Here is a 23,798-nt window from a genome sequence, read left to right as displayed (position 1 = left end):
CAATGTGCCTGGATGAGCGCCGAGTGGGCTGAAGCTGCCGCTCCACTGACGAAGTTGCTTCCCGACATTCCCGGGGCCAAGGGGACCGTGTCGTTCGCGGTGAGCGGCGGCCGGCGCCAGGAGGCGGGCTTCCATTGGATCTACAAAGACGGCGTCGCCGCGGCCGGCGAGGCGGGCAGCGACGCGTCCGCTGATCTGGTTCTGCTCCTTGCGAGCGAGGACGCTCTCGACATGGTCAGGGGCGACGTGGAGCCGAGCGTGTCGTTCATGCGCGGCAGGTTGAAGGCGTCGGGTGACGGTGCCCTCTTGCTCGGGTTCCTCAAGTCGACGACCGGGACCGGTTTCATCGCGTGGCGAGAGAAGGTCGCCTCACTGGCGGCCGAGACCGCGCGGTAGCGACCGGCTGTCAGAAGGCGGTGATCCCCTCCCGGCGGAGGAGGGCCACCTTGTTGTCGAGCCCACCCCCGAAGCCCGTGAGCGCACCGTCCGCCCCGATAACCCTGTGGCACGGGATGACGATGCCGATCGGGTTGGACCCGACGGCCGCTCCGACCGCCCTTCCGCTCCCGCGCCGTCCGATGGCGTCGGCAACCCTTCCGTAGCTCGTAGTCGTGCCGTAGGGGATCGCGGTCAACTCTGCCCACACCTTCATCTGGAACTCGGTTCCCGACGGCCGCAACGGCAGGTCGAACTCCTTGAGGTTGCCGGCTCCGTATTCGGCCAGCTGCTCGGCGGCTTCGCGGACGGCCTTGCGGTCGCGCACCCAGCTCTCGGCGACGGGGGACTTGCCCGACTTCGAGTGGCCGAAACGTATGGCCGTGATCGCTTCCCCATCGGAGACGACGACCATGCCTATACGTGCGTTGCCCACCTTTACGGGTACGTCGTCCCACCAGCGTCTGCCCGTGTCACGGGGGTCGACGTCGAGGAAGGGGATGGTGTTCATCGGGTCGTGGTTCCTTTCTCCTGTCGGCTTTGCTGTCGGCCACGCGGGGATCGCACATCCGGTGCCGATGCCGGTGCCGCCGGCGTGGCGGCCGATGCGCCATTGCTCGCGCCGTTCCAGAGGTGCGCCGTCGCGTACGACCTCCACGGCCGCCACCCATCGGGAGAGGCCGGTCCTTGCAGCCCGGACAACTGCCTTCTCACAGCGAGGTCGCTGCCGAGGAACACATCCGGGTCTCCCAGGCCGCGCATCCTGATGTAACCAGCAGTCCACGCGCCGATGCCCGGTAACCGTCTGAGGATCTGCTCGGATTCGTCACGGTCGGCGCCGGGATCGAGCACTACGGTGCCGTCGCACACTGCGCCGGCGAGCCGGCGCAGCGCGTCCGCGCGCGTCGATGGAAGAGGCAGGCTCGACGCAGCGGCCGCGGCGATCGCTTCGGCCGAGGGGAACTGGTGGGTGAGCTCACCCGCTGGCGTCCCGAGCGGCTTTCCGTACATCTCGGTGATGCGTCCGATCAGCCCTCGCGCCGCCTTCAGGGAGACCTGCTGACCGGCGACGGCTCGCAAGGCTGTCTCGAACCCGTCAGCAGAGCCGGGGACCCGCAAGCCCGGTCGTGCATCGACGAGCACCCCCAGCGCGGGATCCGCGCCGAGCAGCGTCCCGACCGCCACGGGATCCGCGTCGAGGTCGAACAGGCGCCTCGCGCGTGCCACTGCGGCGACGAAGTCGCGGTGGTCGTCGAGCGCGATGTTGCAGGCGAGGTAAGCGACCCGCCGGTTCGTGCTCCTCGAGCGGAGGTCGCCCTGCTGGTCCGCCCGGACCGACAGCACACCCGATCCGTGGGGGAGGCCGAGCACGCGGCGGTAGACGGAACCGTCGAAGCTCTCGACCCCCCGGATCGCCCTCATGGCGAAGAACCCGATCAGCCCATTGAGATCCAGCGGCGGCCGGTACGAGAGGTGGACGTCGATGCCGCCGGGACGGTTGGCACCGGCCGTGGGCGTGCTGCTGCGGTGCTTGGGCGGCCCAGCGCGTCTCAGGTCCGTGGGTGTCATGCCGTAGACGAGACGGACGCAGTCGTTGAACTGCCGGACGCTGCGGAAGCCTGCTGCGAGAGCGACCTCGGTGACCTGCAGGTCGGTGGTCTCGAGCAGCATCCGGGCGTGCTGCACACGGTGAGCTCTGGCGAGGGTCAGCGGGCCGGTTCCCAGCTCTGCGAAGACGATCCGGTGCAGCTGACGTGTGCTGTAGCCGATCCGTTTACCCAGGCCGGAGATGCCCTCGCGGTCCACGACACCGTCCGCGATGAGACGCACCGCGCGCGCCACGGTGTCCTGCCGGCCCAGCCACTCGGGTGAGCCCGGCGCGGCATCCGGGCGGCAGCGCTTGCAGGCACGGAACCCCGCGTCCTGGGCGGTGGCAGCGGTGGTGTAGAACCTGACGTTCACACGCTTCGGCGTTACGGCAGGGCAGCTCGGCCTGCAGTAGATGCCCGTCGTGAGCACCGCGGTGAAGAAGGCCCCGTCGAAGCGCCCGTCGCGGCTGCAGACCGCCCTGTAACAGCGTTCCTCGTCGATCACTGCTCTCAGCCTGGCATGCTGGCGGGCCTGGCGCTGGCGGCTTTCGGACATCGACGCCCGGGCTCTGCATGCCGGCCGGTCCCGGCTTCCGCAGCGGTCTGGCGCCGGCGCTCGGGTCGCTGTATCAGGTGTGCCGGGTGTCGAACCGCCGCCGGCGCTCGGCTCGCCGGATCGCCTGGTCGACGAGCTCGTCCACCAGCTGCGGGTAGGGGACCCCGGACGCCGCCCACATCTGCGGGTACATCGAGATGGGGGTGAAGCCGGGGATGGTGTTGATCTCGTTGATCAACAGGCCGCGGCCAGGATGCTCCCAGAAGAAGTCGACCCTGGCCATGCTGTCCACCCGCACCGCCCTGCACGCCGTGATCGCGAGCCGGCTCATCTCCGCGGCGATCTCGTCGGGGATCTGCGCCGGAACTTCCAGACCGGCGGCCCCGTCGACGTACTTGTCGGCGAAGTCGTAGAAGTCGTGGCTGGGCTTGATCTCACCCGGTACCGAAGTGCGCAGCTCAGGCCACCCGAGGACGCCGATCTCGAGTTCCCGTGCGCCGGCGACGGCCTCCTCGATCACCGCGAACTCGTCGTAGCGGAAGGCGAGGTCCAGGGCTGCGCGCAGCTCATCCTCCCCGGCCGCGCGGGTGATCCCGATGGACGACCCCATGTTGGCCGGCTTGACGAACACCGGCCATCCCAGCTCCGTCGCCACGCGATCCGAGACAAGGTCGTCGACCTCTCCCTCGCGCAGCAGCAGATACCGGGCTTGAGGAATGCCCGCAGATGCGAGAAGGGACTTGGTGAGCCCCTTGTCCATCGCGGCGGCCGAGCCGGCCACGCCGGCGCCGCAGTAGGGGATACCGGCGACTTCGAGCAGCCCTTGCACGGTGCCGTCCTCTCCCATGGGACCGTGCAGCAGAGGTAGCACGACGACCTGTCCTTGCGAAGGCGTGGTGGTCTCGGATCCCGACCTTGTGATCTCGGCCGACGGCGGGGGTTCGGCCGCGAGCTCCAGCACGGACCGGAAGCTGCCGCTCGAGCGATCCGCCCGCCCCGGATCGGGGTCTTCGCCGGCGGGCCCGGACCGCTTCGCGCCCGCGACCTCGATCGTGTCCGGAGATGGGAGGGCGCGAACCTCTCCGGCTGCCTGGTCGAGCGCTTCGCCCGGCACCTCTATCCAACGACCTTCCGTCGTGATCCCCACGACCTTCACGTCGTAGCGGGCGGGGTCCACGGCGCGCACGACATGCAGGGCCGAAACGCATGACACCTCGTGCTCGGCGGAACGCCCGCCGTATATGACTATCAAGCGGGTCTTGTTCGCCGGTGCCTGAGCGGACATCACCAAGACGCTACCGGCCTGCCATGATCGTCGGATGCATTGGAGCCCGGCGGATGTGGCGGGTGCGACGGGAGGCACGTTCACCGGGCCAGGCCGAGCGGACCTCACCGGGGTTGCAGTCGACTCACGGACGATCGCCCCGGGTGAGCTCTTCGTGGCCCTCCGTGGCGAGCGCGACGGGCACGATTTCGTGCGCGACGCGCTGCAAGCAGGCGCGGGCGGGGTCCTTGTGGAGACCGGACACGGCCCCGGCGGTGAAGGCCTCGTGATCGAAGTTGCCGACACGGGGAAGGCCCTCCTCGCTATCGGTTCAGCAGCCCGAGACCGTCTCGAAGCCGACGTCGTCGGTATCACGGGATCGGTCGGCAAGACATCGACGAAGGACCTCGTCGCTGCTGCGCTCTGCGCGGCGCGCAGGGTCACCTCGAGCGTCAGGTCGTTCAACAACGAGATCGGCGTCCCCCTCACCCTCGCAAACGCGCCAGAGGACACCGAGGTCGCGGTGATCGAAATGGGCGCACGCGGTCCTGGTCACATCGCGCTCCTGTGCGGGATCGCGCGCCCGACCATCGCGGTCGTGACGGCGGTTGTCGCCGCCCACACCGAGGCCTTCGGCGGCCTCGAAGCCATCGCTGAAGCCAAGGGCGAGCTCGTAGCCGCGCTCCCCAGTGGCGGCACAGCGGTCCTCAACCACGACGATCGACGGGTCAGGTCGATGGCATCGCGATCGTCGTCTGCCTCGCACATCTTCTACTCGGCATCGGGTGCCGCAGCTGCCGACGTCGTGGCTGAACGCGCAGCGCTTGACGGCGAGCTGCGCGCCAGTTTCACGGCGCGGACGCCATGGGGAAACACGGACGTACGTCTCGAAGCGCGAGGTCTCCACCAGGTCGGCAACGCTCTGGCGGCGCTCGCGGTATCGGGGGTGTCGGGAGTCCCCATGGAGAGTGCCGCGGCGGCGCTGCGGGACGCGCGCCTGTCGCCGTGGCGGATGGAGATCTCGCGCGCCGCGTCGGGCGCGACCCTCATCAACGACGCCTACAACTCCAACCCCACCTCCCTCGCCGCGGCGCTCGACGCGCTTCAGGCCGTCCCCGCCTCGCGACGGATAGCGGTGCTGGGGGAGATGGCGGAGCTGGGCGAGCGCAGCGCGGAGGAGCATCTCCGGATGGCCGGCGAAGCCGCCTCCCGCGGGATCGAACTGATCGCAGTCGGGACTGACGCGTACGGCGTGGTACCGGCACCCGACGTCGATTCGGCTCTTGACGTCCTGCGCCGGATGGATCTGCGCGCCGGCGACGCCGTTCTCGTGAAAGCGAGCCGGGTGGCGGGGCTCGAGCGTCTCGCCGCCTGCCTGCAGGCCGGCCACTAGACGGTTGGTTCAGCCGGTGACCACGACCGTGCCGGTCATGTACTTGTGGACGCCGCAGATGTAGGGGTAGGTCCCGGGCGTGTTGAACGTGTGCGAGTACTTGCCGCCCTGGTTCAAGTTGGAGCTCGACGGAAATGTGTCATGGTCGGCAACGACCGTGTGGACGACGCTGTCCTCGTTGACCCACGTCACCGTTGTCCCTGCCTTCACCGTGATCGTGTGAGGGACGAAGGCGAAGTTCTTGATCACCACTTCATTCGCGGACTGCGTTGCCGTGGTGCTCGACGACGAGGGACCGGACGACCCGCATGCCGCCGCGACCACAACAAGCACAAGGGCGGTAGCCACGGCTGCGATCCGGTACCTGATCATCGGGCTTCTTCTTCTACGTAGATGAGGTGGATTCAGATTGACAAGATCCGGGCCGTCGCGCCCGACGAGGTCACCTTGCACGTTGGAGATCGCGCAGCTCACGGTAGCCGATGAGGTGAACGCCTGAACGTGTGGCAAGGACGCGTAACGAATCCGCCATCATGGCAAGGTCGTGGTCCGCGACGCGAGCCGCCCAGTCGGGTGCCACGGCTCGTAACTCGGCGGTGTCGAGAGCCGGCCGCAGGACGACCTCGGTCACGCCGGGCTTGATATCGGCGAGAAGCTGATCGAGAGCGCCCCTCGTCCCGTGCTGCCTAGGAACACGCACGAGGTGGTCGGGGGACAGGACGCCCTCTTGCGCGGCCAGCTCCCTGAACGGGAACCCCCACTGCTTCTCCGCACCAGCGTTCGGCAGCCTCAGCGGCAGGCTGAACTCCGTCGCCATCTCCAATGCGACGTCGAAGAACTCGGGGCGGAAGTCCAGCGCTCCCAGGTGGGCGCTCAGGTGGCTGACGTCGAAACCCCAGTAGATCGCCCGCTCGATCTGCGCGCGGCACTCACGCCGCACCTCGTCGGTGTCGGCGTGATCCCACAGATCGTCCAGCGTCCGAGGGAACCCGCCATCCCCGTCCAGCAACGACGGGCAGTGCGTGATCGGGCCCCACCTGAACAGGTCGTACTCCGCGTTCAGGGTCAGGTGCACGCCGACATCCTCGCCCCGGTAGCGCGCGGCGGCTTCGCGCGCCCACGGGCCCGGCACCACGAGGCCGGCGGTCTTTCCCATGCCCTCGCGTATCGCGCTGTACACGCCCGCGTTGCTCGCGAACGTCACCCCCAACTCGTCGCAGGTGACGATCACCAACGACGCACCGGGTGGGTAGCCGAGCGCTTCGGCCAGGGACGTCAATCAGCGCTCGATGATGGTGCCGGTGCCCAGCCCGCCTCCGCAGCACATGCTGATGAGGGCCCGCCGGCCACTGATGCGCTCGAGCTCGTGCAGTGCCTTGGTCAGCAGGACCACGCCCGTCCCGCCGAGGGGATGGCCAAGCGCGATGGCCCCGCCGTTGGGGTTGACGGCCTCGGGATCCGGCTTCACCTCGCGCTCCCACGCGAGCACCACCGAGGCGAAGGCCTCGTTGATCTCGAACACGTCGATGTCGGCTATGCCAAGACCGGTCCGCTCGAGCAGCAGGTTCGTCGCGTCGATCGGGCCGGTGAGCATGAGCACCGGGTCGACGCCGACAAGGCAGTGATCCACGATCCGGGCCTTCGGGGTGAGGCCGAGCTGAGCGGCGCGCTCGGGCGTGGTCATCAGGATCGCTGCGGCGCCGTCGGAGATCTGCGAGGAGCTGCCCGCGGTGTGTACGCCGTCAGGGCGGCCCACCGGCTTGAGTCCTGCGAGCGCTTCCAGCGTGGTCTCGCGGAGCCCCTCGTCGCGCGTGACGGTCTTGGTGTCGCCGGTCGGCTTGCCATCTTCGTCGACGATCGGCGCCTCCACCGGGGTGATCTGCGTGTCGAAGCGCCCCTCGGCCCACGCCTGCGCGGCGAGTTGCTGGGAGCGCAGCCCGAAGGCATCGGTGTCCTCGCGGGTGATGCCCCACTTGTCGGCGATGCGCTCGGCTCCTTCGAACTGCGACGTGAACTCGTAGCGGTCGAAGTAGCTCTTCGGGATCGGCACGCCAAGCCCGAGCTTTTTGGACGAGTTCGAGCCGATGGGGATCCGCGTCATCGACTCGACGCCGCAGGCCACTGCGATGTCCACGGTGCCCGACGCGACAAGGCTCGCTGCGAGGTTCGCCGCCTGCTGGCTCGACCCGCACTGCGCGTCGACTGTGGCGGCGGCTGTCGTCAGCGGAAACCCGGCCGAGAGCCACGCGGTGCGGGCGATGTTGAACGATTGCTCGCCGACCTGCGACACGCATCCGCTGACAACCTGCCCGACGGCGGCCGGGTCGACGCCGGCCCTGTCGAACAGTGCCGTCAGTGCGGTGCCGAGCAGTTCGGCGGGGTGGACTGTCGCGAGCCCCCCGTTGCGCTTGCCAACAGGGGTCCGGACAGCATCGACTATCACGACTTCGGCCATGGTGCCGATGCTACCGGCGGGCCGTCCCCCTTCGCCCCCGGGGAGGGTTGCCTCTCAGGTCATGCGGCTGTGCGCTGGTGCTCGGAGCGGTTCATGGCGTCGAGAAGGATGCGCTTCGCCTCGGCGATGCCGCGCAGGCCGATCTCCTTGGTCTCGGTGTCGAGGCGCCAGTCGTCCCCTTCGGGTTGGAGGAGCAGGAGCTGTTCGGCCATGCCATATATGTTCCCAGGAGGGTGTGACAGTCACCCTCACCGGGCGGGTCCGCTGGATTGGTGGCATCCGGCCCGGTGGCATCCGGCCCGGTGGCACCCGGCCCGGTAGCATCCGGCGATGGGCTACGGCATGACGATCCCCTTCGACGGGATCCCGCTGGCGGACCACCGCGAGTGGTTCGAGGACCTGGTCGAGCTTGGCTACACCGACGTCTGGTCAGCCGAAGCCGACGGGACCGACGCCTTCACCCCGCTGGCGCTGGCCGCGGCCTGGGCACCGCAACTGAGGCTGGGAACCGCCATCGTCCCGGCCTTCACCCGGGGGCCGGCGCTGCTCGCGCAGAGCGCCGCCGCGATGGCCGAGGCGGCGCCGGGCAGGTTCGCCCTCGGCGTGGGCACCTCGTCGAACGTGATAGTCGAGCGCTGGAACGGCATCCCCTTCGAGGAGCCCTACAAGCGGACCCGTGACGTCGTACGGTTCCTGCGCCGGGCACTGACCGGGGAGAAGGTGGACGAGCAATACGAAACCTTCACCGTCCGGGGCTTCCGCCTCGGTAGGCCACCGGCGGTCGTGCCGCAGATCCTCGTCGCCGGCTTGCGACCAGGAATGCTGCGTCTGGCCGGCCGAGAATCGGACGGGGCGATCATCAACTGGTTGGGTGCAGACGACGTTCCGAAGGTGGTAGCCGAAGTCGGACCGGGCAAGGAGGTCGTGGCGCGGATCTTCGTCTGCCCGACCGAGGACACAGCCACGGCTCGCGCGGTGGGGCGCCGCCTCGTCGCCGCCTACCTCAACGTCCCCGTCTACGCCGCCTTCCACGAGTGGTTGGGCCGCGGTCCGTTGCTGGAAGGCATGTGGAAGGCGTGGAATGCCGGTGACCGCAAGGCGGCGCTCGACGAGATCCCCGACGAGGTGGTCGACGATCTCATCATCCACGGCTCGCCGGCGGGCGTCCGCGCAACCGTCAAGCGCTACATGGACAACGGGGTCACCACGCCGGCGCTGGCCGTGATCCCCGTGGGCGTCGACCTCCGCCAAGCGGTTCGTGATCTAGCCCCTACCGCCGGCGGATGAGCCCCGGGTAGGCACCCCCTAGAGCAGCCGGAGCTGCTCGCTGCGGGCCGCACGCTCGGAGAGTGGCTCCCACTGCCTCGCGCCACGCCGGCCGGTGCAGGCCACCTCCAGACGTTCGACGCTCAGGCTCCGGGACAGGCCACGGCCGTCGGTGACCCCGATGCTCCCGTCGCGCTCGCGCCGCACCACCGTGCCCGTCTGCCAGCGGCCCCCGTTCGGGGGACGCCAACGGACCGTCTCGCCTTCAGCCAGACCGAGTATCGCCAGGCCGTCCGCCACCGCCGGCGAAGATAGCCGGGGCCGGCTGGTGCCCGGGAGCCGGCGGGGTGTCCGGCGGCCTTCCCTGGACGAGTGGGTAGCCCAAATATCCTGGGAGAATACTCAGGCTACCCAGTTCGACTTGCGCCATGCGTCGAGCGAGGCGAGCAGCGATGACCGCCCCCGCCGGGGTTCACCGCGTGGCGCGGGTGTATTTGAACTCGTTGAGCTCGGGCCAGCCTTCGGCCAACTCGAGGACACGCTCGATAGCGGCGGTGGCCTTCTTGGCATCGCCCTCCGGGCGGTCCATCAACCGTACGAACACCGCCCGGTCCCCGAGCATGAAAGTGGGGACGCCGAAAACGTCGAGGGTCTCGACGGCCCGGCTGTGCTCGTCCCGGAGCACCTCGAGGGGCCAGCCGGCGTCGATCTCGGACAGCACGCTGGCTCCGTCGACGCCGGCCTCGTCCAGCGTCGTGCCGATCACCTCGCGCTGGCGCAAATCGAGGGCTCTGTCGTGACGTGCCGCGAAGAGGGCGAGATGGGCCCGGTGGAACAATTGGGGTTGGCGGTCGCGGACCACGAGGCCCGCTTCGTTGGCGAGCAAGCCGGGATAGCGGTCCGGCTCCTCCCACACGGGTGGCCGGCCTTCGTGGACGTGGGCCTGGTCGAGGGCGAATACCCGGAACCCCACCTGCCATTCGGCGCCGGCCTCCAACGCGGTCACGAGATGCTCGTGGGCGTTGCGGGCGAACGGGCAGCGGTAATCCCAGGTGACTTCGAAAGTGTTGATCATCCCCTGGTTAAACCCAGGAGCCATCAGCGGGATTCCTCGCCGACCGTCAGGGGCAGCACACGACGGCCCAGTTCCCCGAGCACGACGCCTATCAGGACCCCTCCCGTCACGTCCGAGGCGTGATGGATCTTGACGTGGATGCGGCTGGCCGCGACGACGACCGCCACCGCGTAGTACAAGGGCGCCCACATCGGGTCCTCTTCGCTCAGGATGGCTGCGCCGAAGAAGGCGGCCGTAGCATGCCCGCTCGGGAAACTGCTCGTGCGGGGCCGGCGCAGCGAGTGCGGCCTGGGACCCTCGTGCACCGGTCGGGTACGGCGGAACATCCACTTGACCGGGCCGTTGACCAGTGCCGACTCGATGCCCAGCCCGGCGGCAGTCGTCGTCAGCCGTCGCTGCCACGGCAGGCCCGATCGGGCGCGCCGTGCCGCCTGGACGCCGGCCAGGCCCACCCAGATGATGCCGTGGTCGCCGAGAGCGCTGGCCGCGTACATCACCACGTCGACCAGCGGGCGCCCCCGCATGTGCTCCTCGAACCAGCTGTCAACCAGCGAGTCGAAGCGGTCGAACGCCTTAGGGATGGGCACCGCGGGGGGCACCCATCTCTTCTCTGTCATGCCTGGGTGGCCACCAACGGCAATTCTGCGAACCCCTTTAGGTCGACGCTCTGCCAGGCCGGCGCCGGCAGCCGCCCGAGGTCTCCGCCGACGGCAGGGCAGTACTCGTGGTAGGCGCAGTAATCGCACAGCCGACCCGGCTTGGGCCGGAAGTCCTCACGCCGGCAGGCCTGCTCGACGGCCGCCCAGATGGCGAGAGTCTGCTGCTGCAGGCCGCGGATCGACTGGTCCGACGGGACCGTCGAGATGGAGATCGGCTCCCGGAGGTAGAGCAGCTGGATCCGCGCCGGGCGCCGCCCGAGCACACGCTCGCAGAGGAAGGCGTAGAAATGGACTCCGGTCAACCGCGCCTGTTCGAGGTTCGTGGGCGGAGCTTTGCCCGTCTTGTAGTCGGTGACGACGAGTTGGCCTTCGGAATCGATCTCGAGGCGGTCGATGATCCCCGAGAGCCGCAGGGTTCCCAGCTCGACGGACATCCGGAGCTCCGTCCCGATGACGTTCACGGTCTTGGGGTCCTCGAGCGTGAAGTAGTTGCGGATCAGGGTCGCCGCGTCTTCGACGAACTCCGCCCTCTCGTCGGCCCCGAGCCCCAACTCCGCGTATTCCTCCCCGTCGAGGATCTCGGGGACCGCCCTCGAGAGCTTCTCCAGCGCAGCCCGCTCCGTCCTCTCCGCCGGGTCCTCCTCCCACATCAGCAACTCGAGGGCGCGGTGCACCAGCGTCCCCTTCGCAGCCTGGACCGACGGAGGTTCCGGCAGCCGGTCGATGTTCGACAACCGAAACGACAGGGCGCAGTCCTTGAACGACGACACCTTCGACGGCGAAAGCGACGCCGGGAGGGGAAGCGACATCGACCTCAGGCTAACCAGGGGCTGAGACGGTCGTGGGGGACCGGCCGCGGCCGGCCCCCAGGCCCTCGGCCGCCAACTCGCCCACGAGCTCCGGTTCCTCGAAGGGGCCGAAGTGGCCGACGCCCTCCACCCGCAACGCCGCGCCTCGCGGGATCCTTCGCGCCACGTCCTCCACGATCCGTCCGACCGGATCAGCAGGATCCTGGCCGCCGAGAACGGTGACCGGAACGCGGACCGATCCGAGGCGGTCCCACGCCCCATTCGTGGGAGCGCCCTCGTAGACGGACGCCTCGTCCTCGCGGGCGCATGCGAGAGTCACGCCGCCTTCTGACTCCACGAAGCCGTACTCCACGTAGGCGTCGAGTGCAGCCGGGTGGAACCTGGAGAAGGGCGGCTTGGAGGCAAAGTTCCGCCGTGCGGCAGCCTTCGAAGCGAAGACGGCGCGGCGCTTGCGGGCGATCTCGACCATCGGCGACCCGCCGTTTGCCGCCCCGGTCGCCAGCGCGGTCGGTGGCATGACGACGGGCTCGTAGCAGCACAGGCTGACGAAGGTGCCCGGCCGGCGGGCCTCGGCGAGGAGCAGCACGGCACCTCCCATCGAATGGCCGATTGCCCGCCATTCGTCCCCCCCGAGTTCGTCCAGCACGACCAGAAGGTCGTCGACGAAGACCGACCAGTCGTCGTAACGCCCCCGCGGGTCCTTGCCCGAGTCGCCGTGACCCCGGTGGTCGACGGCCCACACGCTGAACCTGTCGGTGAGCACCTGCGCCATCGGGAGCCAGCACCTGCCATGGAAGCCGGTGGCGTGCGCGAGCATGAGGGGCGGGCCGTCGCCTCCGAAGTTGTAGGTCGCTATCTCGACTCCGTCGGCTGTACGGACCCGGGGGCCCACCGTGATCGACTCCCGGCCACTCATGGTGATCGAAGCTAGACGACGTGGGAAAAGACCCCGCGTCACGCCTTGCCCGCGCACCGCCGGCGGTAGCGTCAGGCGGTGGACGACCCCGGGTTGGCCGAAGACGCGCGAGCGGTCCTGGATGCGAACCGCCAGTACTACGAGGCGTTCGAATCCAAGGACATGGATGCGATGTCGGACCTGTGGGAGCGATCCGACCGGGCGATCTGCACGCACCCGGGGTGGGCGACGCTGGAAGGCTGGGGGCCGGTGGCGGCGTCTTTTTTCGCCCTGTTCCAAGGCGGCCAGCAGATCCAGTTCGTGCTCACCCGCGAGCTCGTCTTCGTGTCCGGGGACACGGCCTGGGTCTCCCTGGACGAGAACCTTCTCGGGGACCAGGGCGGCGTGACGGTCGCGACCGTCAACATCTTCTCCAGGCATGATGGCGACGGCTGGCGGATGGTCTGCCATCACGGCTCGGTGGTCCAGGGCGGTTCGCCGCGCTAGTACCGCCGGAGCATCTCCGCCAGGGTGAGCGCGTTGTCGACAGCGTCGCTGCCCCAGGTGTTGTCCATGATCACGTGGACACGGGGGGCCGACTCGGCGAGCGACACCAGCTTCGGCAGCCATCCCGACAGGTCGTCGGTGCCGTAACGGTACGGGTACGTCCACGGGTCCGTGTCCGAGAGGCGGCGACCGACGAAGCGAACGACCGCCAGGTCCGACGTAGCAGCCGCGACCGGCGGGAGCGAGCGGGGGCCGGCGCTCGGTCCGTCGGTGCACACGTAGGCGAGCCCGTGTTCCTCGAGCCATTCGAGTGTCGCCTCGCAAGCGTCGCCCTCCGTCCACTTTGGGCTGCGCAGCTCCACCGCGAGATGAACGCCTGGCAGCCTCTTGGCTACCAGCGCCAACTCTGCCCAAGCCTCCGGGCGGGGAGTGAACCAGCTCGGGTACTGCAGGATCACCGAGCCGAGACGCTCCGCTTCGATGAGCGGCCCGAGGGCGTGGTCGAAGCGGTCCCAGCATTCCTCGACGGCTTCGGGCGTCAGATGGCCACGGTAGAGCCGGCGCTGATCTCGCGACCGGTCACGCACCTGGTCCTGCAGGTCGGGCCACAAGGAATCAGGAAGTGTCGGCGCGCCCGTGAGCAGCGACCACGCACGTATGTCGAAGACGAACCCGGCCGGTGTGCGCTCGACCCACTGGCGCGCAAGGTCCGGCGTCGGCGGGAAGCGGTAGGTGGTGGCGATCTCAGCCATCGGGAACCGCGTCGCGTAGAACGCAAGTCGGTCACGGGCGGTCATCGTCTTTCTGGGGTAGAACGCACCGGATTGAACGAGCCCCTTGTCCGCCCACGACGTCGTCCCGAACAGCACCTCGCTCCCGCCGATCGCGACGCGCCCCGGCTCGCCGTTCGATCCGTCGTGACCGGTCGTCCCGTCCGCGCCGGCGGACTCGTCCACCATTGCGGTCGAGCGTAGGGCTCACGTGAGATGACGATCGCCGATCCGGGGAGGTGGGGGGTCTCGCACGGCTACTGGGACGTGTCGGGCAACTGGCGCGACGCCCCAGTGGAGACGGTCGAGGCGATCCTCGCCCAGATGGGTGCCGAGGGCGATGACGAGCCGCCTCACGGCGGGGTGATCACCGTGCGTCTCGACCGGCCACCAGCCGAGTTGCCGCCGGGGCGGATCATCCTCGAAGACGGCGGAGAGGTCGGCGCCGGCGCCGGCAGTGCGGCAGTGGCGGATCTTCCGCCGGGCTACCACACCCTCGAACATCCGGACGGCTCGACCGTGTCGCTGATCGCGAGCCCCGGCGGTTGCCCGTTGCCACGTTCACGCCAGTGGGGTTTCGCGACCCAGCTCTACGGGGTCCGGTCCGAGAACAGCTGGGGGATGGGTGACCTAGCGGACCTCCGGTCGTTGGCGGAGTGGTCTGCCGGTCTCGGAGCGGGGTTGGTGGTCGTGAACCCTCTCCACGCGACGGCGCCCACCCCTGTGCAGGAGGCCAGCCCGTATTCGCCTGGGAGCCGTTGTTTCCTGAACCCGATCTACCTCGCGGTCGAGCAGGTTCCGGGTGCGTCGGAGTCGCGCGAGGTCGCCCGTCTGGCCGCGATCGGCCGTGCCCTCAACGAGGAGCCTCTCATCGACCGCGACCGCGTGTGGGCGCTCAAATCGGATGCCCTGCGGTCGATCTTCGCCTCGTCGCCGGCGTCACGTTCGAGCGACCGGGCGTTCGAGGCGTTCCGGTCCGAGCGCGGCGCGCCTCTCGAAAGCTTCGCCATCTACTCCGCGCTGTCCGAGCTCCACGGGAGCGACTGGAAGGAATGGCCGGCCGGGCTGCGCCACCCCGATGGGCCCGCCGTGCGTGCCTTCGCCGGTAGTGATGAAGGATCTCTGCGCGTTGGCTTCCACGCGTGGCTGCAGTGGTTGGCGGAGCGACAGTTGGAGGAGGCGGGTCGTTTCGGGCCGGGGTCGGTCGGTGTCGTGCAGGACCTAGCGGTGGGGATCAACCGTGACGGCGCCGACGGGTGGATGTGGCAGGACGTGTTCGCGCTCGGGATGGACTTCGGGGCGCCGCCCGACGAGTTCAACACGCGCGGGCAGAACTGGGCGCTTCCCCCGTTCGACCCCTGGCGGCTGCGCTCGAGCGGTTACCGGCCGTGGATCGAGTCGCTCCGTGGCGTGCTTCGCCACGCCGGCGGTGTCCGCGTCGACCACGTGATGGGCCTGTTCCGGCTCTTTTGGATACCCGCCGGCTGCGAGCCGTCGCAGGGGGCCTACGTTCGCTACCCCAGCGCGGAGATGCTCGACATCCTCGCCCTGGAGGCGCAGCGTGCCGGTGCGGTGGTGGTGGGGGAAGACCTGGGCACCGTGGAGGACGAGGTGCGTCACGAGCTCTACGAGCGCCGCGTCCTGTCCTACAGGGTTTGGTGGTTCGAGCAGCAGAGAACGCCGGCCTGGCCAGAGAGGGCTCTCGGCGCCATCACCACCCACGACCTCCCTACGGTCGCCGGCGTGCTCGACGGATCGGATCTCGAGGCGCAGCGGGCGTGCGGCATGAACCCGAGCGACGATGCAGTTGAGGGGCTTCGCCGCCGGCTGCTCGACTGGACCGGAAGCGACGCGGGCGATGATGCCGGTCTGGTGATCGAAAGGGCGTACGCGGACCTGGCACGCGCGCCTTGCCTGCTGCTGGTCGCGAGCCTCGAGGACTCGCTCGCGGTCAGGGAGCGGCCGAACATGCCGGGCACCACCGACGAGTGGCCCAACTGGCGCCAGCGCCTGCCCGTTCCGATCGAGGTCATCGAGCAAGAGCAACTTCCCCGCTCGGTCGCCTCGCGTCTGGACAGTTGCGTGCACGTAGAGCCGGGTAGCGAGGCGGGCGAACCGTAGGATCTCGGCAGTGGACCTGCCCGTGAACCCTCCGGTTTCCCCGATGCTGGCCAAGCTCTCGAGGGACCTGCCGGAGGGGAGCTTCCTCTACGAGCCGAAGTGGGACGGCTTCCGCTGCATCGTCTTCCGCGACCGGGACGAGGTGATCCTGGGCAGCCGCAACGAGCGGCCGCTCACCCGTTACTTTCCCGACGTCGTGTCAGCAGTGCGCGACAACCTCCCCGAGCGCTGTGTGGTGGACGGCGAGGTCGTGATCGCAGGGGACTCGGGCCTCGATTTCGACGCGCTGTCCCAGAGGATCCATCCGGCTGACTCGAGGGTGCGGATGCTGGCCGAGCAGACGCCGGCGTCGTTTGTGGCGTTCGATCTTCTAGCCCTCGGGGATCGCGATCTTCGCGAGGAACCCTTCGGCGAGCGGCGCAACGTGTTGGAGGGCGCGCTGGGTGCCGCCGAACCACCTGTTCATTTGACCCCGTTGACGGCCGATCCCGCGGTGGCTCGCCGGTGGTTCGAGCGCTTCGAGGGAGCCGGTCTCGACGGGGTGGTCGCCAAGGATGCAGGCTTGTTCTACCAGCCTGGGCAGCGGGTGATGTGGAAGGTGAAACACGAGCGGACCGGGGACTTCGTGGTCGCCGGCTTCCGCTGGTACCAGGCGAATCGGTCTGTGGTCGGCTCGCTCATGCTGGGACTCTACGAAGGCGAAGACCTGCAACACGTGGGAGTCATCGGCGCGTTCCCGGCGGAGCAGCGCCGCCAGCTGGTCGGCGATCTCGAGCCGTACCGGAACCCGATCGATCACCCGTGGGCCGGGTGGGCGGAATGGGCCGTCACCGGCGCCGAGGACGGCCGGCGCCTGCCGGGGGCGGTCAGCCGCTGGAACGCCAAGAAGGATCTGAGCTTCGAGTTGCTTCGCCCCGAGCTCGTGGTGGAAGCCGCCTTCGAGCACCTGCAGGGCAGGCGGTTGCGCCACACCGCCCGGTTCCGCCGCTGGCGACCGGATCGCGAACCGCGCAGCTGTACCTACGACCAGCTGGACGTGGCGGTACCCGCCCTGCTCTCCGAGGTGTTCGGTGCCCGGGGTTGACCGTTGCGCCGATCTGCGGGCCGGTGACGTCGACCGCTGACGCTAGCTTGGGCGCCCGATGAACGCGGGTACCAGCAGCGGGAGGACTCAGAGCGCGCTGCTCATTCCGGTGCCGGAGGCCGACTCGGTGGTCGGTCGCTGGCGCCACGAGCACGACCCCGTGGCCGCCGCCGGGGTCCCGGCACACATCACCCTGGTCGTGCCCTGGCTCCCGCCGGCGGAGATCACCGAAGCGGACCTGGCGGAGCTCGACGCGGAGCTGTCGGACGTAAAGGCCTTCGATTTCGAGCTCACCCACGTCGACTGGTTCGGCCGGCGGGTTCTCTGGGTGGCGCCCGAGCCGGCGACGCCTTTCCTCGAGCTAACCAACCGCCTGGCCGGCCAGTTCGGCACGCCGCCGTGGGAGGACGAGTTCGACGAAGTAGTGCCGCATCTCACGGTCGCTCACGCGAGCGACGGAGTCGAGCTCGTACCCATCGCCTCCGCTGTGAGCGCCAACCTGCCGCTGCGTTGCCACGCGAGCGAGGTCTGGGTCATGGTCGGCGACGGGACGCGCTGGACGAGGCGCCACCGCACCGTGCTTGTCGAGTAGGGCTCTGTGCTTGGGCGCCTGGCGGGGTCAGGCGTTGCCGGAGATGATGTCGAACATCAGCTTCATCTCATCGCCCGGGTTCGCCGGAACCGTGTAGCCCTTCTCGTCGCGGATCTCGGCGAAATGGTCGCGCACGTCCTCGACGGTCATCTTGGGGTTGTAGTAGCCGTGCGTCATCCCGATGAAGAAGCGCGCGACCCGACCCCCGCCGACCGTGAAGATCTCACCGGTTACCGGCGTGTCCTCGTGGACGAGCCACGCGACGATCGGCGACACGAGCTCCGGGTCGAGCTTGTCTGCAGCGGGACCCATCAGTTCCTCGGTCATCCGCGTGCGCGCGATCGGAGCGATCGCATTGACCTTGATGTTGTACTTGGCACCCTCGTTGGCGAGGACCCTCGTGAGGCCGACGAGGCCCATCTTCGCCGCGCCGTAGTTACTCTGGCCGAAGTTGCCGAGGATCCCGGAGCCCGATGACGTGTTGACGATGCGGCCGTATCCCTGCTCGCGCATCTTCACCCACGCAGGACGGGTGACGTAGAACGCGCCCTTCAGGTGGACGTCGATGACCGGCTCCAGCAGGTCGCGCGTCATGTTGTGGAAGGTCTTGTCGCGCAGGATGCCCGCGTTGTTGATGACGATGTCGACCTTCCCGTAGGCGTCGAGGGCGGTCTGCACGATCCCTTCGCCGCCCTCGGGCGTCGACACGCTGTTGGCGTCCGAGACGGCTTCGCCGCCGAGGTCGCGTATCTCCTGGGCAGCCGTCTCCGCTGGGCCCTTGTCGGCACCCTCGCCCGAGACCGAGCCGCCGAGGTCGTTGACCACGACCCGGGCGCCCCTGGACGCGAGCAGCAGGGCGTGCTGGCGCCCGAGACCGCCCCCGGCGCCCGTGATGATCGCTACCTTCCCGTCGTAACCGAGATCAGCCATGGGGACCGAACGTAGCCCTCCCGGGCTTGGACAGGCCAACCAGCCGGCGCCCCGACGGCCGCCCGGTGGGCCGGCCAACCCGGTCGCCCGGTGCGCCGCCCGGCGGCTCCGCCGGGGCGGCTGGCGCAGGCGCCCAGACCGTGGTCGAATTGCCGGATCGCTCCCATTCACACCACTCGACGCTTATCGGCCCGGTCGCAGGCTCTTGTGCTGCTATCCGCCGCGCTCGGCTCGCTGGCGCTGCTCGTCAGCGGGGTCGCCGCACCGGCGGGGGCCTCGGCGGCCGGGCCCTCGGGACCCTGCGGGCCGGCCGGCCAACCTTGCACCTGGAACTTCAGCCCCGACGCCGGATCCACCCACGGAGCTGACGTGTACGCCGGGCAGGCTCTCGGGCGCGAGGGCGCCGGCGTGCTCGTCGCCGTCATAGACACCTGGGTGGACCCGAGCCACCCCGACTTCACCGGCAGGGTGGTCGACGAGGCGGATTGCATCGGCGGTGCCTGCACCGACCACACCTACGCCAAGGACAGCTGCACCCACGGGACCCACGTTGCCGGCACGATCGCGTCGGCCAGCTTCGGCGTCGCGCCTGAAGCCGACATCCTTGCCGTGCAGGTCCTGAGCGACGGCGGCAGCTCCGGCGCATCGTGCTCGGGGGCACCAGCTGACATCGCGAACGGCATCAACTTCGCCGTCGCGCACCACGCGCGGGTCATCAACCTCTCGGTGGGTGAACTCGTTCCGGGCGTCCTGCAGGATTCCGGCGTCACCGCGGCGGTCCATGCCGCGGCCAGCGCCGGCGCAGTCGTCGTGTTCGCAGCCGGCAACAGCTCTTCGCCCGGCGTCACCGACACCTATGGCAACGACGCGCTCCTCGTCGCCGCCACCGGACCCGACGGCAACATCGCCGGCTACAGCAACAGCGGAGGGTCCGTCGCGCTCGGAGCCCCGGGAGGCGACGACGGCGCCGTGGTCGTCGACTTGAGCGGTTGCAGTCCGGCCAACTCGGACGGCTCCAACATGAATGGAGACTGCGTCCTGTCGACGTTTCCGAACAGTCAGTACGGCTTGGACGAGGGAACGTCGATGGCCTCTCCCCACGTCTCCGGGGCGGCCGCGCTGCTGTTCGCCGAAAACCCGAACCGCAGCCGGGATGACGTGATCCACGCTCTGGAGTCGACCGCGCATCCCCTCGCCGGCGCCGGCAGCGGGCTGCTCGACGTCGGCAAGGCGCTCGCCCTCGAGCCTCCGGCCACCGCCGGCGCCGGTGCCGGGACTCAGCCATCCGTGCCGGCCGGCGCTGCCACCAGCAGTCGATCGTCTACCGCGGCGCGCTCGCCTGTGTACAGCTCGTCTGCGGCGCTCGGTATCTCGAACGGAGCCGGCCAGCCCGCACCGACGACCGCGCCCGTCCCGACAACCACGTCGTCGATCCCGCCGTACACGGTTCCCGACGGCCAAGGTTCGCACCGCAGCGCAGCGGGTCCGGAAGGAGCGTCGAAGGGCTCGTCGGTGGCGATCCCCGGTGGCATCGCCGCGGCACTGCTCGCAGCCGCGGGAGCCGGCACTGGAGTGCTCGGCCGGCGCCGGCGCGGCCGGCAGCACCGGTCGGGGGAAGGCGTCCCGGTCAGGCCCGGTAGGCGCCGGGCCGGGTGAACATTCCGCTGCTCCACCGGTGCGGGGTCGCGAGCACAGCCCTCGGGTAGTCCTCGAACATCCACCGGGCGAAGTTGCGCCGGCTCCACGCGGACTTGTCGGCGATAGCGAGCGCTCTGCTCGAACCGGAACGGCGGGCGAGGACGTTGGACAGCGCCCTGGCCAGCTTGTCGTCGAGTGACATGCCCCAGCGGACCTGCCGCTCGTAACGGCGCGCTGCTGCGGCCGGATTTCGCGGGCCGGCGGCGGCGACCGCCCTTGCCGCCAGCTCCCCGGTCTCGAGGGCCTGGGCTATCCCCTCGCCGGTCATCGGATCGCACGCCCTCGCCGCGTCGCCGGCGAAGAGCACTCTGCCGTCCAGCGCGGACATGGCCGCGTCTCCTATGCGCGCCGGGATCGGCCACGCCTTCCACCCCGAAGCCGGCGCCGCGTCGGGGCCCAGCACCGCGGCTATGTGAGGGCGGTCCAGGAAATCGATCTGCTGCCCTTTCAGCTCACCTCCAAGCTTGCCGTCGCCGTCGCGCAGCACCCCGTACCCGACGTTCACCATCCCGCCCGCCAACGGAAACGACCACGCGTAACCCGGCACCATCTCCGGCTCGAACCACACCCACAGCTTCTTCGCCGCCGGGCCCGCTCCGGCGTAGTACTGGCGGCCCGCCTGCCAGTCGCCGAGATAGCCGCTGGTGCCGGCGCCGACTGCCTTGCGCACCGGGGACCAGGCGCCGTCCGCGGCGATCAAGTAAGCGCAGGTGAGCGACGAGCCGTCCGCCAGGTTCACCCCGATCGCACCACCGGCGTGTGCCGGCGACACGCCGGTGACGGCGACGCCTTCGAGGAGCGCCGCCCCGCTCGACACGGCGACCTGAACCAGCGCGGCGTCCAGGTCGACGCGGCGTGCCGAAGCGGCGAACTGGGTGCCGTCGTCCGGGAGCGGCAACTCGGCCTGCCGGCCGTCGCTGCCGACCACGACCACGTCACCGACCGGTTCCCAGGACCCGACATCGGCCGGGTCGAGGCCGAGACTCTCCAGCCGGCGCAGCGCCGCCGTGGTCAGGCCGTCGCCGCAGCACTTGTCCCGCGGGAACGTCGCCTTGTCGACCATTGCCACCCGCAACCCCAGCCTGGCCAGCGTGATCGCTGCGGCGGCGCCGGCCGGGCCGGCGCCGACGACGACCACATGGCACGGCTCGCGTCGCGGGTCCATCCCCCCATGGTCCCACCCGTACCTCGCCCGCAGCCAGGCAAGCCCACCCTGGTCGGCTCCGCGTTCCCTACGCGAGGTCGGCCGCCCGCCGGATCAGTGCCGCCAGATCCGCCGGGTGCGTCAGGTGCGCCCCGTGTGCGGCGTCGGTGATCTCGACCAGCTCGGCCCGAGGCAAGGAAACAGCCAACTCACGCGACGAGCGCCGCTGGTGCACCTTCGACCTGCCACCCCGCCCGACCAGCACCGGCACCTTGACGTCGCGCGCCTCGAATACAGGCCCGTGGGCCAGGCTGGCCATCTCCGCCCGTAGAGTCGGTCCCTCCGCGCGCCGCTGCCTGCGAGTCGACTCGGGCAGCCGCTCCCACACCCGATCGCCGACTACGCGGCGCATGAACCACTCGGCTTGGTCTTCGGGGTCCATGCCCGACAGGCCGGCGCCTGCGCTGGCGCTGGAACCCGGCCACCAGTCCAACCACGGCTGGGGCGGCTCCCATACGAAGGCGACCGGTATCAGCCCGGGTGACGATGCAGCCGCCGCCAGCACGATGTCCCCACCGTAACTGTGCCCGAACACCACCGCCGGCTCTCCCCCCAACACCACGGTCAGGTCAGCCACTTGCTCGTCGAAGGAGACGGGGGGCCCGAGCCGGCTCGAACCCGCGTACCCGCGCCGGTCGTACGTGACGACGGAGAAGTCCGCCAGTCGCGACGTCAAGCGGGAAAAGCTCGACCCCCGGTCCATCGACCCGTGTACCAGCACGAGGCGCCGGCCGGCGCCCGGCCCGTCTGCGGACGGCGAACGCTCTACTACCCGCAGCGAATGCGAGGTCACGTCAACCGCGCACCAGCGGCTTGTAGCGGATCCGGTGGGGCTGGTCCGCCTCGACCCCGAGTCGCTTCTTGCGGTCCGCCTCGTAGTCGGAGAAGTTCCCCTCCCACCAGCGGACCTCGGAGTCGCCTTCGAAAGCGAGGACGTGCGTGGCGATGCGGTCGAGGAACCAGCGGTCGTGGCTCACCACCACCGCGCAGCCCGGGAACTCGACAAGCGCGTCCTCGAGAGCACGCAACGTGTCAACGTCGAGGTCGTTGGTCGGCTCGTCGAGCAGCAGAACGTTGCCGCCCGAGCGCAGTACCTTCGCCAGCTGCACCCGGTTGCGCTCTCCGCCGGATAGGTCGCCGACGAGTTTCTGCTGGTCGCTTCCCTTGAAACCGAAGCTCGACACGTACGCGCGACCGTGGATCTCGCGGCCGCCGACGACCAAGTGGTCTTGGCCGCCGGTGATCTCCTCGAACACGGTCTTCTTCGGGTCCAGCGCGTCGCGTGACTGGTCGACGTACGCGAGCGACACCGTCGAGCCGACTCGTATGTCGCCGGCGTCAGGCTTCTCGGACCCGACGATCATCCGGAACAGCGTCGTCTTGCCCGCCCCGTTCGGACCGATGACCCCGACGATCCCTCCCGGTGGCAGCAAGAACGACATCCCCTCGAACAGCAACCGCTCCCCATAACCCTTCGCCAGCGCGTCGGTCTCGATGACCATGTCGCCCAGTCGGGGACCAGGCGGGATGGTGAGCTCCAGCTTGTCCGGGCGTTTCTCGGCGGCCGCCGCTTCGGCGACGAGGTCGTTGTAGGCGGTGATGCGCGCCTTGCCCTTGCTCTGGCGTGCGCGGGGTGACATCCGCACCCAGTCGAGCTCGCGTTCCAGCGTGCGTTGCCGCGCTTTGTCGGCCTTCTCCTCGCCCGCCAGCCGAGCCTGCTTCTGCTCCAGCCAGGACGAGTAGTTGCCCTCCCAGGGGACCCCGAACCCGCGGTCGAGCTCGAGGATCCAGCCGGCGACGTTGTCGAGGAAGTAGCGGTCGTGGGTGACCGCGACGACGGTGCCCGGGTACTCCTGCAGCGTCCGTTCCAGCCATGCGACCGACTCTGCGTCGAGATGGTTGGTCGGCTCGTCCAGCAGCAACAGGTCCGGGCTCGACAGCAGGAGCTTGCAGAGCGCGACGCGGCGTCTTTCTCCCCCTGAAAGCGTCGTGACGTCAGCGTCGGCCGGCGGCAGCCGCAGCGCGTCCATCGCGATGTCCAGCTTGCGGTCGAGTTCCCACGCGCCGGCGGCGTCGATCTTGTCCTGCAACTGCGCCTGCTCCGCCATGAGCTTGTCGAAATCCGCGTCGGGCTCGCCCATCGCGGCGCACACCTCGTCGAACCGCACGAGAAGCTGCTTGATCTCCGCGACGCCGTCTGTGACGTTGCCCGCCACGTCTTTGCCCGGGTCGAGCTGCGGCTCCTGGGGCAGGTAGCCGACAGTGAAGCCGGGTGTGAGGCGCGCCTCGCCCGTGTACCCATCGTCGACACCGGCCATGATCCTCAGCAGCGACGACTTGCCGGACCCGTTGCCGCCGATGACTCCGATCTTGGCACCCGGGTAGAACGAGAGGTTTATGCCTCGCAGCACCTCTCGGTCAGGCGGATAGAACCGTCTCAGGTCGCGCATCGTGAAGATGAACTGTGCCGGCATCCTTCCAGTGTGGCTGAAGGGG

The 23,798-nt window shown here is 69.4% G+C and carries 25 protein-coding genes; 8 read left to right on the top strand and 17 right to left on the bottom strand.

Features of this window, described 5'->3' with window-relative positions; translation table 11 throughout:
* The first annotated feature begins 12 nt into the window (after positions 1-12).
* Complete coding sequence (locus tag VNF71_05960) at positions 13-396, top strand: SCP2 sterol-binding domain-containing protein (GenBank protein ID HVA74091.1); 384 nt, start codon at positions 13-15, stop codon at positions 394-396.
* Positions 397-406: 10 nt separating this feature from the next.
* Here VNF71_05960 and VNF71_05955 read toward each other — a convergent pair whose 3' ends face one another.
* The 3 genes from VNF71_05955 to VNF71_05945 all read right to left on the bottom strand — a co-directional run bounded on the left by VNF71_05955 (position 407) and on the right by VNF71_05945 (position 3,865).
* A complete protein-coding gene (locus tag VNF71_05955; protein HVA74090.1) occupies positions 407-946 on the bottom strand; it encodes a methylated-DNA--[protein]-cysteine S-methyltransferase in 540 nt (179 codons plus the stop codon).
* A complete protein-coding gene (locus tag VNF71_05950; protein ID HVA74089.1) occupies positions 943-2,580 on the bottom strand; it encodes an AlkA N-terminal domain-containing protein in 1,638 nt (545 codons plus the stop codon). The genes VNF71_05955 and VNF71_05950 overlap by 4 nt, the downstream gene beginning before the upstream one ends.
* Before the next feature lie 73 nt (positions 2,581-2,653).
* Positions 2,654-3,865 (bottom strand): D-alanine--D-alanine ligase family protein, encoded by a 1,212-nt coding sequence (locus VNF71_05945; GenBank protein ID HVA74088.1) that lies wholly within the window; start codon positions 3,863-3,865, stop codon positions 2,654-2,656.
* A gap of 34 nt (positions 3,866-3,899) precedes the next feature.
* Between VNF71_05945 and murF the strand changes: the two genes are divergently transcribed.
* Complete coding sequence (gene murF / locus VNF71_05940) at positions 3,900-5,237, top strand: UDP-N-acetylmuramoyl-tripeptide--D-alanyl-D-alanine ligase (GenBank protein HVA74087.1); 1,338 nt, start codon at positions 3,900-3,902, stop codon at positions 5,235-5,237.
* A gap of 9 nt (positions 5,238-5,246) precedes the next feature.
* Here murF and VNF71_05935 read toward each other — a convergent pair whose 3' ends face one another.
* The 4 genes from VNF71_05935 to VNF71_05920 form a co-directional block, all read right to left on the bottom strand.
* Complete coding sequence (locus VNF71_05935) at positions 5,247-5,609, bottom strand: cupredoxin domain-containing protein (protein HVA74086.1); 363 nt, start codon at positions 5,607-5,609, stop codon at positions 5,247-5,249.
* A 70-nt stretch (positions 5,610-5,679) separates the two neighbouring features.
* The gene (locus VNF71_05930; protein ID HVA74085.1) at positions 5,680-6,516 is read right to left on the bottom strand and encodes a ChbG/HpnK family deacetylase; all 837 of its coding nucleotides are present in this window, start codon (positions 6,514-6,516) and stop codon (positions 5,680-5,682) included.
* Positions 6,517-7,692: a steroid 3-ketoacyl-CoA thiolase gene (locus VNF71_05925; protein HVA74084.1), complete on the bottom strand. Its 1,176-nt coding sequence runs from the start codon at positions 7,690-7,692 to the stop codon at positions 6,517-6,519. It abuts the gene before it with no gap.
* A 59-nt stretch (positions 7,693-7,751) separates the two neighbouring features.
* Positions 7,752-7,904 (bottom strand): hypothetical protein, encoded by a 153-nt coding sequence (locus tag VNF71_05920; GenBank protein HVA74083.1) that lies wholly within the window; start codon positions 7,902-7,904, stop codon positions 7,752-7,754.
* A 118-nt stretch (positions 7,905-8,022) separates the two neighbouring features.
* Between VNF71_05920 and VNF71_05915 the strand changes: the two genes are divergently transcribed.
* Positions 8,023-8,979 carry an LLM class F420-dependent oxidoreductase gene (locus VNF71_05915; protein ID HVA74082.1) on the top strand — a complete coding sequence of 319 codons (957 nt, stop codon included), beginning with the start codon at positions 8,023-8,025 and terminating at the stop codon, positions 8,977-8,979.
* Between the two features lie 18 nt (positions 8,980-8,997).
* On the opposite strand, the gene VNF71_05910 is transcribed toward VNF71_05915, so the two are convergent.
* The 5 genes from VNF71_05910 to VNF71_05890 form a co-directional block, all read right to left on the bottom strand.
* Positions 8,998-9,258, bottom strand: coding sequence for a hypothetical protein (locus VNF71_05910; GenBank protein ID HVA74081.1), 261 nt, complete (start codon positions 9,256-9,258; stop codon positions 8,998-9,000).
* A gap of 172 nt (positions 9,259-9,430) precedes the next feature.
* Complete coding sequence (locus VNF71_05905) at positions 9,431-10,057, bottom strand: DsbA family protein (GenBank protein HVA74080.1); 627 nt, start codon at positions 10,055-10,057, stop codon at positions 9,431-9,433.
* The gene (locus VNF71_05900; GenBank protein ID HVA74079.1) at positions 10,057-10,632 is read right to left on the bottom strand and encodes a phosphatase PAP2 family protein; all 576 of its coding nucleotides are present in this window, start codon (positions 10,630-10,632) and stop codon (positions 10,057-10,059) included. Before VNF71_05900 ends, VNF71_05905 begins: the two co-directional genes overlap by 1 nt.
* Before the next feature lie 14 nt (positions 10,633-10,646).
* Positions 10,647-11,501, bottom strand: a complete 855-nt coding sequence (locus VNF71_05895) for a PD-(D/E)XK nuclease family protein (GenBank protein ID HVA74078.1) — start codon at positions 11,499-11,501, stop codon at positions 10,647-10,649.
* A gap of 10 nt (positions 11,502-11,511) precedes the next feature.
* Positions 11,512-12,417, bottom strand: a complete 906-nt coding sequence (locus VNF71_05890; protein HVA74077.1) for an alpha/beta hydrolase — start codon at positions 12,415-12,417, stop codon at positions 11,512-11,514.
* Positions 12,418-12,495: 78 nt separating this feature from the next.
* Here VNF71_05890 and VNF71_05885 point away from each other — a divergent pair, with 78 nt between their 5' ends.
* A complete protein-coding gene (locus tag VNF71_05885; protein ID HVA74076.1) occupies positions 12,496-12,903 on the top strand; it encodes a nuclear transport factor 2 family protein in 408 nt (135 codons plus the stop codon).
* Here VNF71_05885 and VNF71_05880 read toward each other — a convergent pair.
* Entirely contained in the window at positions 12,900-13,862 is a 963-nt protein-coding gene (locus VNF71_05880; GenBank protein ID HVA74075.1) for a DUF72 domain-containing protein, read from the bottom strand. The two genes, VNF71_05885 and VNF71_05880, sit on opposite strands and share 4 nt — an antisense overlap.
* Positions 13,863-13,889: 27 nt before the next feature.
* Here VNF71_05880 and malQ point away from each other — a divergent pair, with 27 nt between their 5' ends.
* Genes malQ through VNF71_05865 form a run of 3 tightly spaced genes read left to right on the top strand, consistent with a single transcriptional unit; the run spans position 13,890 to position 17,470 of the window.
* On the top strand, positions 13,890-15,794 hold the full coding sequence (malQ, locus tag VNF71_05875) for a 4-alpha-glucanotransferase (GenBank protein ID HVA74074.1): 1,905 nt from the start codon (positions 13,890-13,892) through the stop codon (positions 15,792-15,794).
* Positions 15,795-15,804: 10 nt separating this feature from the next.
* On the top strand, positions 15,805-16,878 hold the full coding sequence (locus VNF71_05870) for an ATP-dependent DNA ligase (GenBank protein ID HVA74073.1): 1,074 nt from the start codon (positions 15,805-15,807) through the stop codon (positions 16,876-16,878).
* Positions 16,879-16,936: 58 nt separating this feature from the next.
* Positions 16,937-17,470: a 2'-5' RNA ligase family protein gene (locus VNF71_05865; GenBank protein HVA74072.1), complete on the top strand. Its 534-nt coding sequence runs from the start codon at positions 16,937-16,939 to the stop codon at positions 17,468-17,470.
* A 27-nt stretch (positions 17,471-17,497) separates the two neighbouring features.
* Here the strand turns inward: VNF71_05865 and VNF71_05860 are convergent, their stop codons facing one another.
* Positions 17,498-18,400: an SDR family oxidoreductase gene (locus VNF71_05860; GenBank protein HVA74071.1), complete on the bottom strand. Its 903-nt coding sequence runs from the start codon at positions 18,398-18,400 to the stop codon at positions 17,498-17,500.
* A 207-nt stretch (positions 18,401-18,607) separates the two neighbouring features.
* Here VNF71_05860 and VNF71_05855 point away from each other — a divergent pair, with 207 nt between their 5' ends.
* The gene (locus VNF71_05855; GenBank protein HVA74070.1) at positions 18,608-20,056 is read left to right on the top strand and encodes a S8 family serine peptidase; all 1,449 of its coding nucleotides are present in this window, start codon (positions 18,608-18,610) and stop codon (positions 20,054-20,056) included.
* Here the strand turns inward: VNF71_05855 and VNF71_05850 are convergent.
* From VNF71_05850 to ettA, 3 genes are all read right to left on the bottom strand, one after another.
* Positions 20,028-21,263 carry an NAD(P)/FAD-dependent oxidoreductase gene (locus tag VNF71_05850; protein ID HVA74069.1) on the bottom strand — a complete coding sequence of 412 codons (1,236 nt, stop codon included), beginning with the start codon at positions 21,261-21,263 and terminating at the stop codon, positions 20,028-20,030. The two genes, VNF71_05855 and VNF71_05850, sit on opposite strands and share 29 nt — an antisense overlap.
* 67 nt (positions 21,264-21,330) lie before the next feature.
* Positions 21,331-22,095: an alpha/beta hydrolase gene (locus tag VNF71_05845; GenBank protein ID HVA74068.1), complete on the bottom strand. Its 765-nt coding sequence runs from the start codon at positions 22,093-22,095 to the stop codon at positions 21,331-21,333.
* Between the two features lies 1 nt (position 22,096).
* Positions 22,097-23,776, bottom strand: coding sequence for an energy-dependent translational throttle protein EttA (gene ettA / locus VNF71_05840; protein HVA74067.1), 1,680 nt, complete (start codon positions 23,774-23,776; stop codon positions 22,097-22,099).
* Positions 23,777-23,798: the final 22 nt, after the last annotated feature.

The sequence above is a fragment of the Acidimicrobiales bacterium genome, from assembly GCA_035533095.1.
Lineage (GTDB): Bacteria > Actinomycetota > Acidimicrobiia > Acidimicrobiales > Palsa-688 > DATLUM01.
The sequence above is the reverse complement of the archived record's forward strand: the minus strand, read 5'-3'. Positions and strand labels throughout refer to the sequence as shown.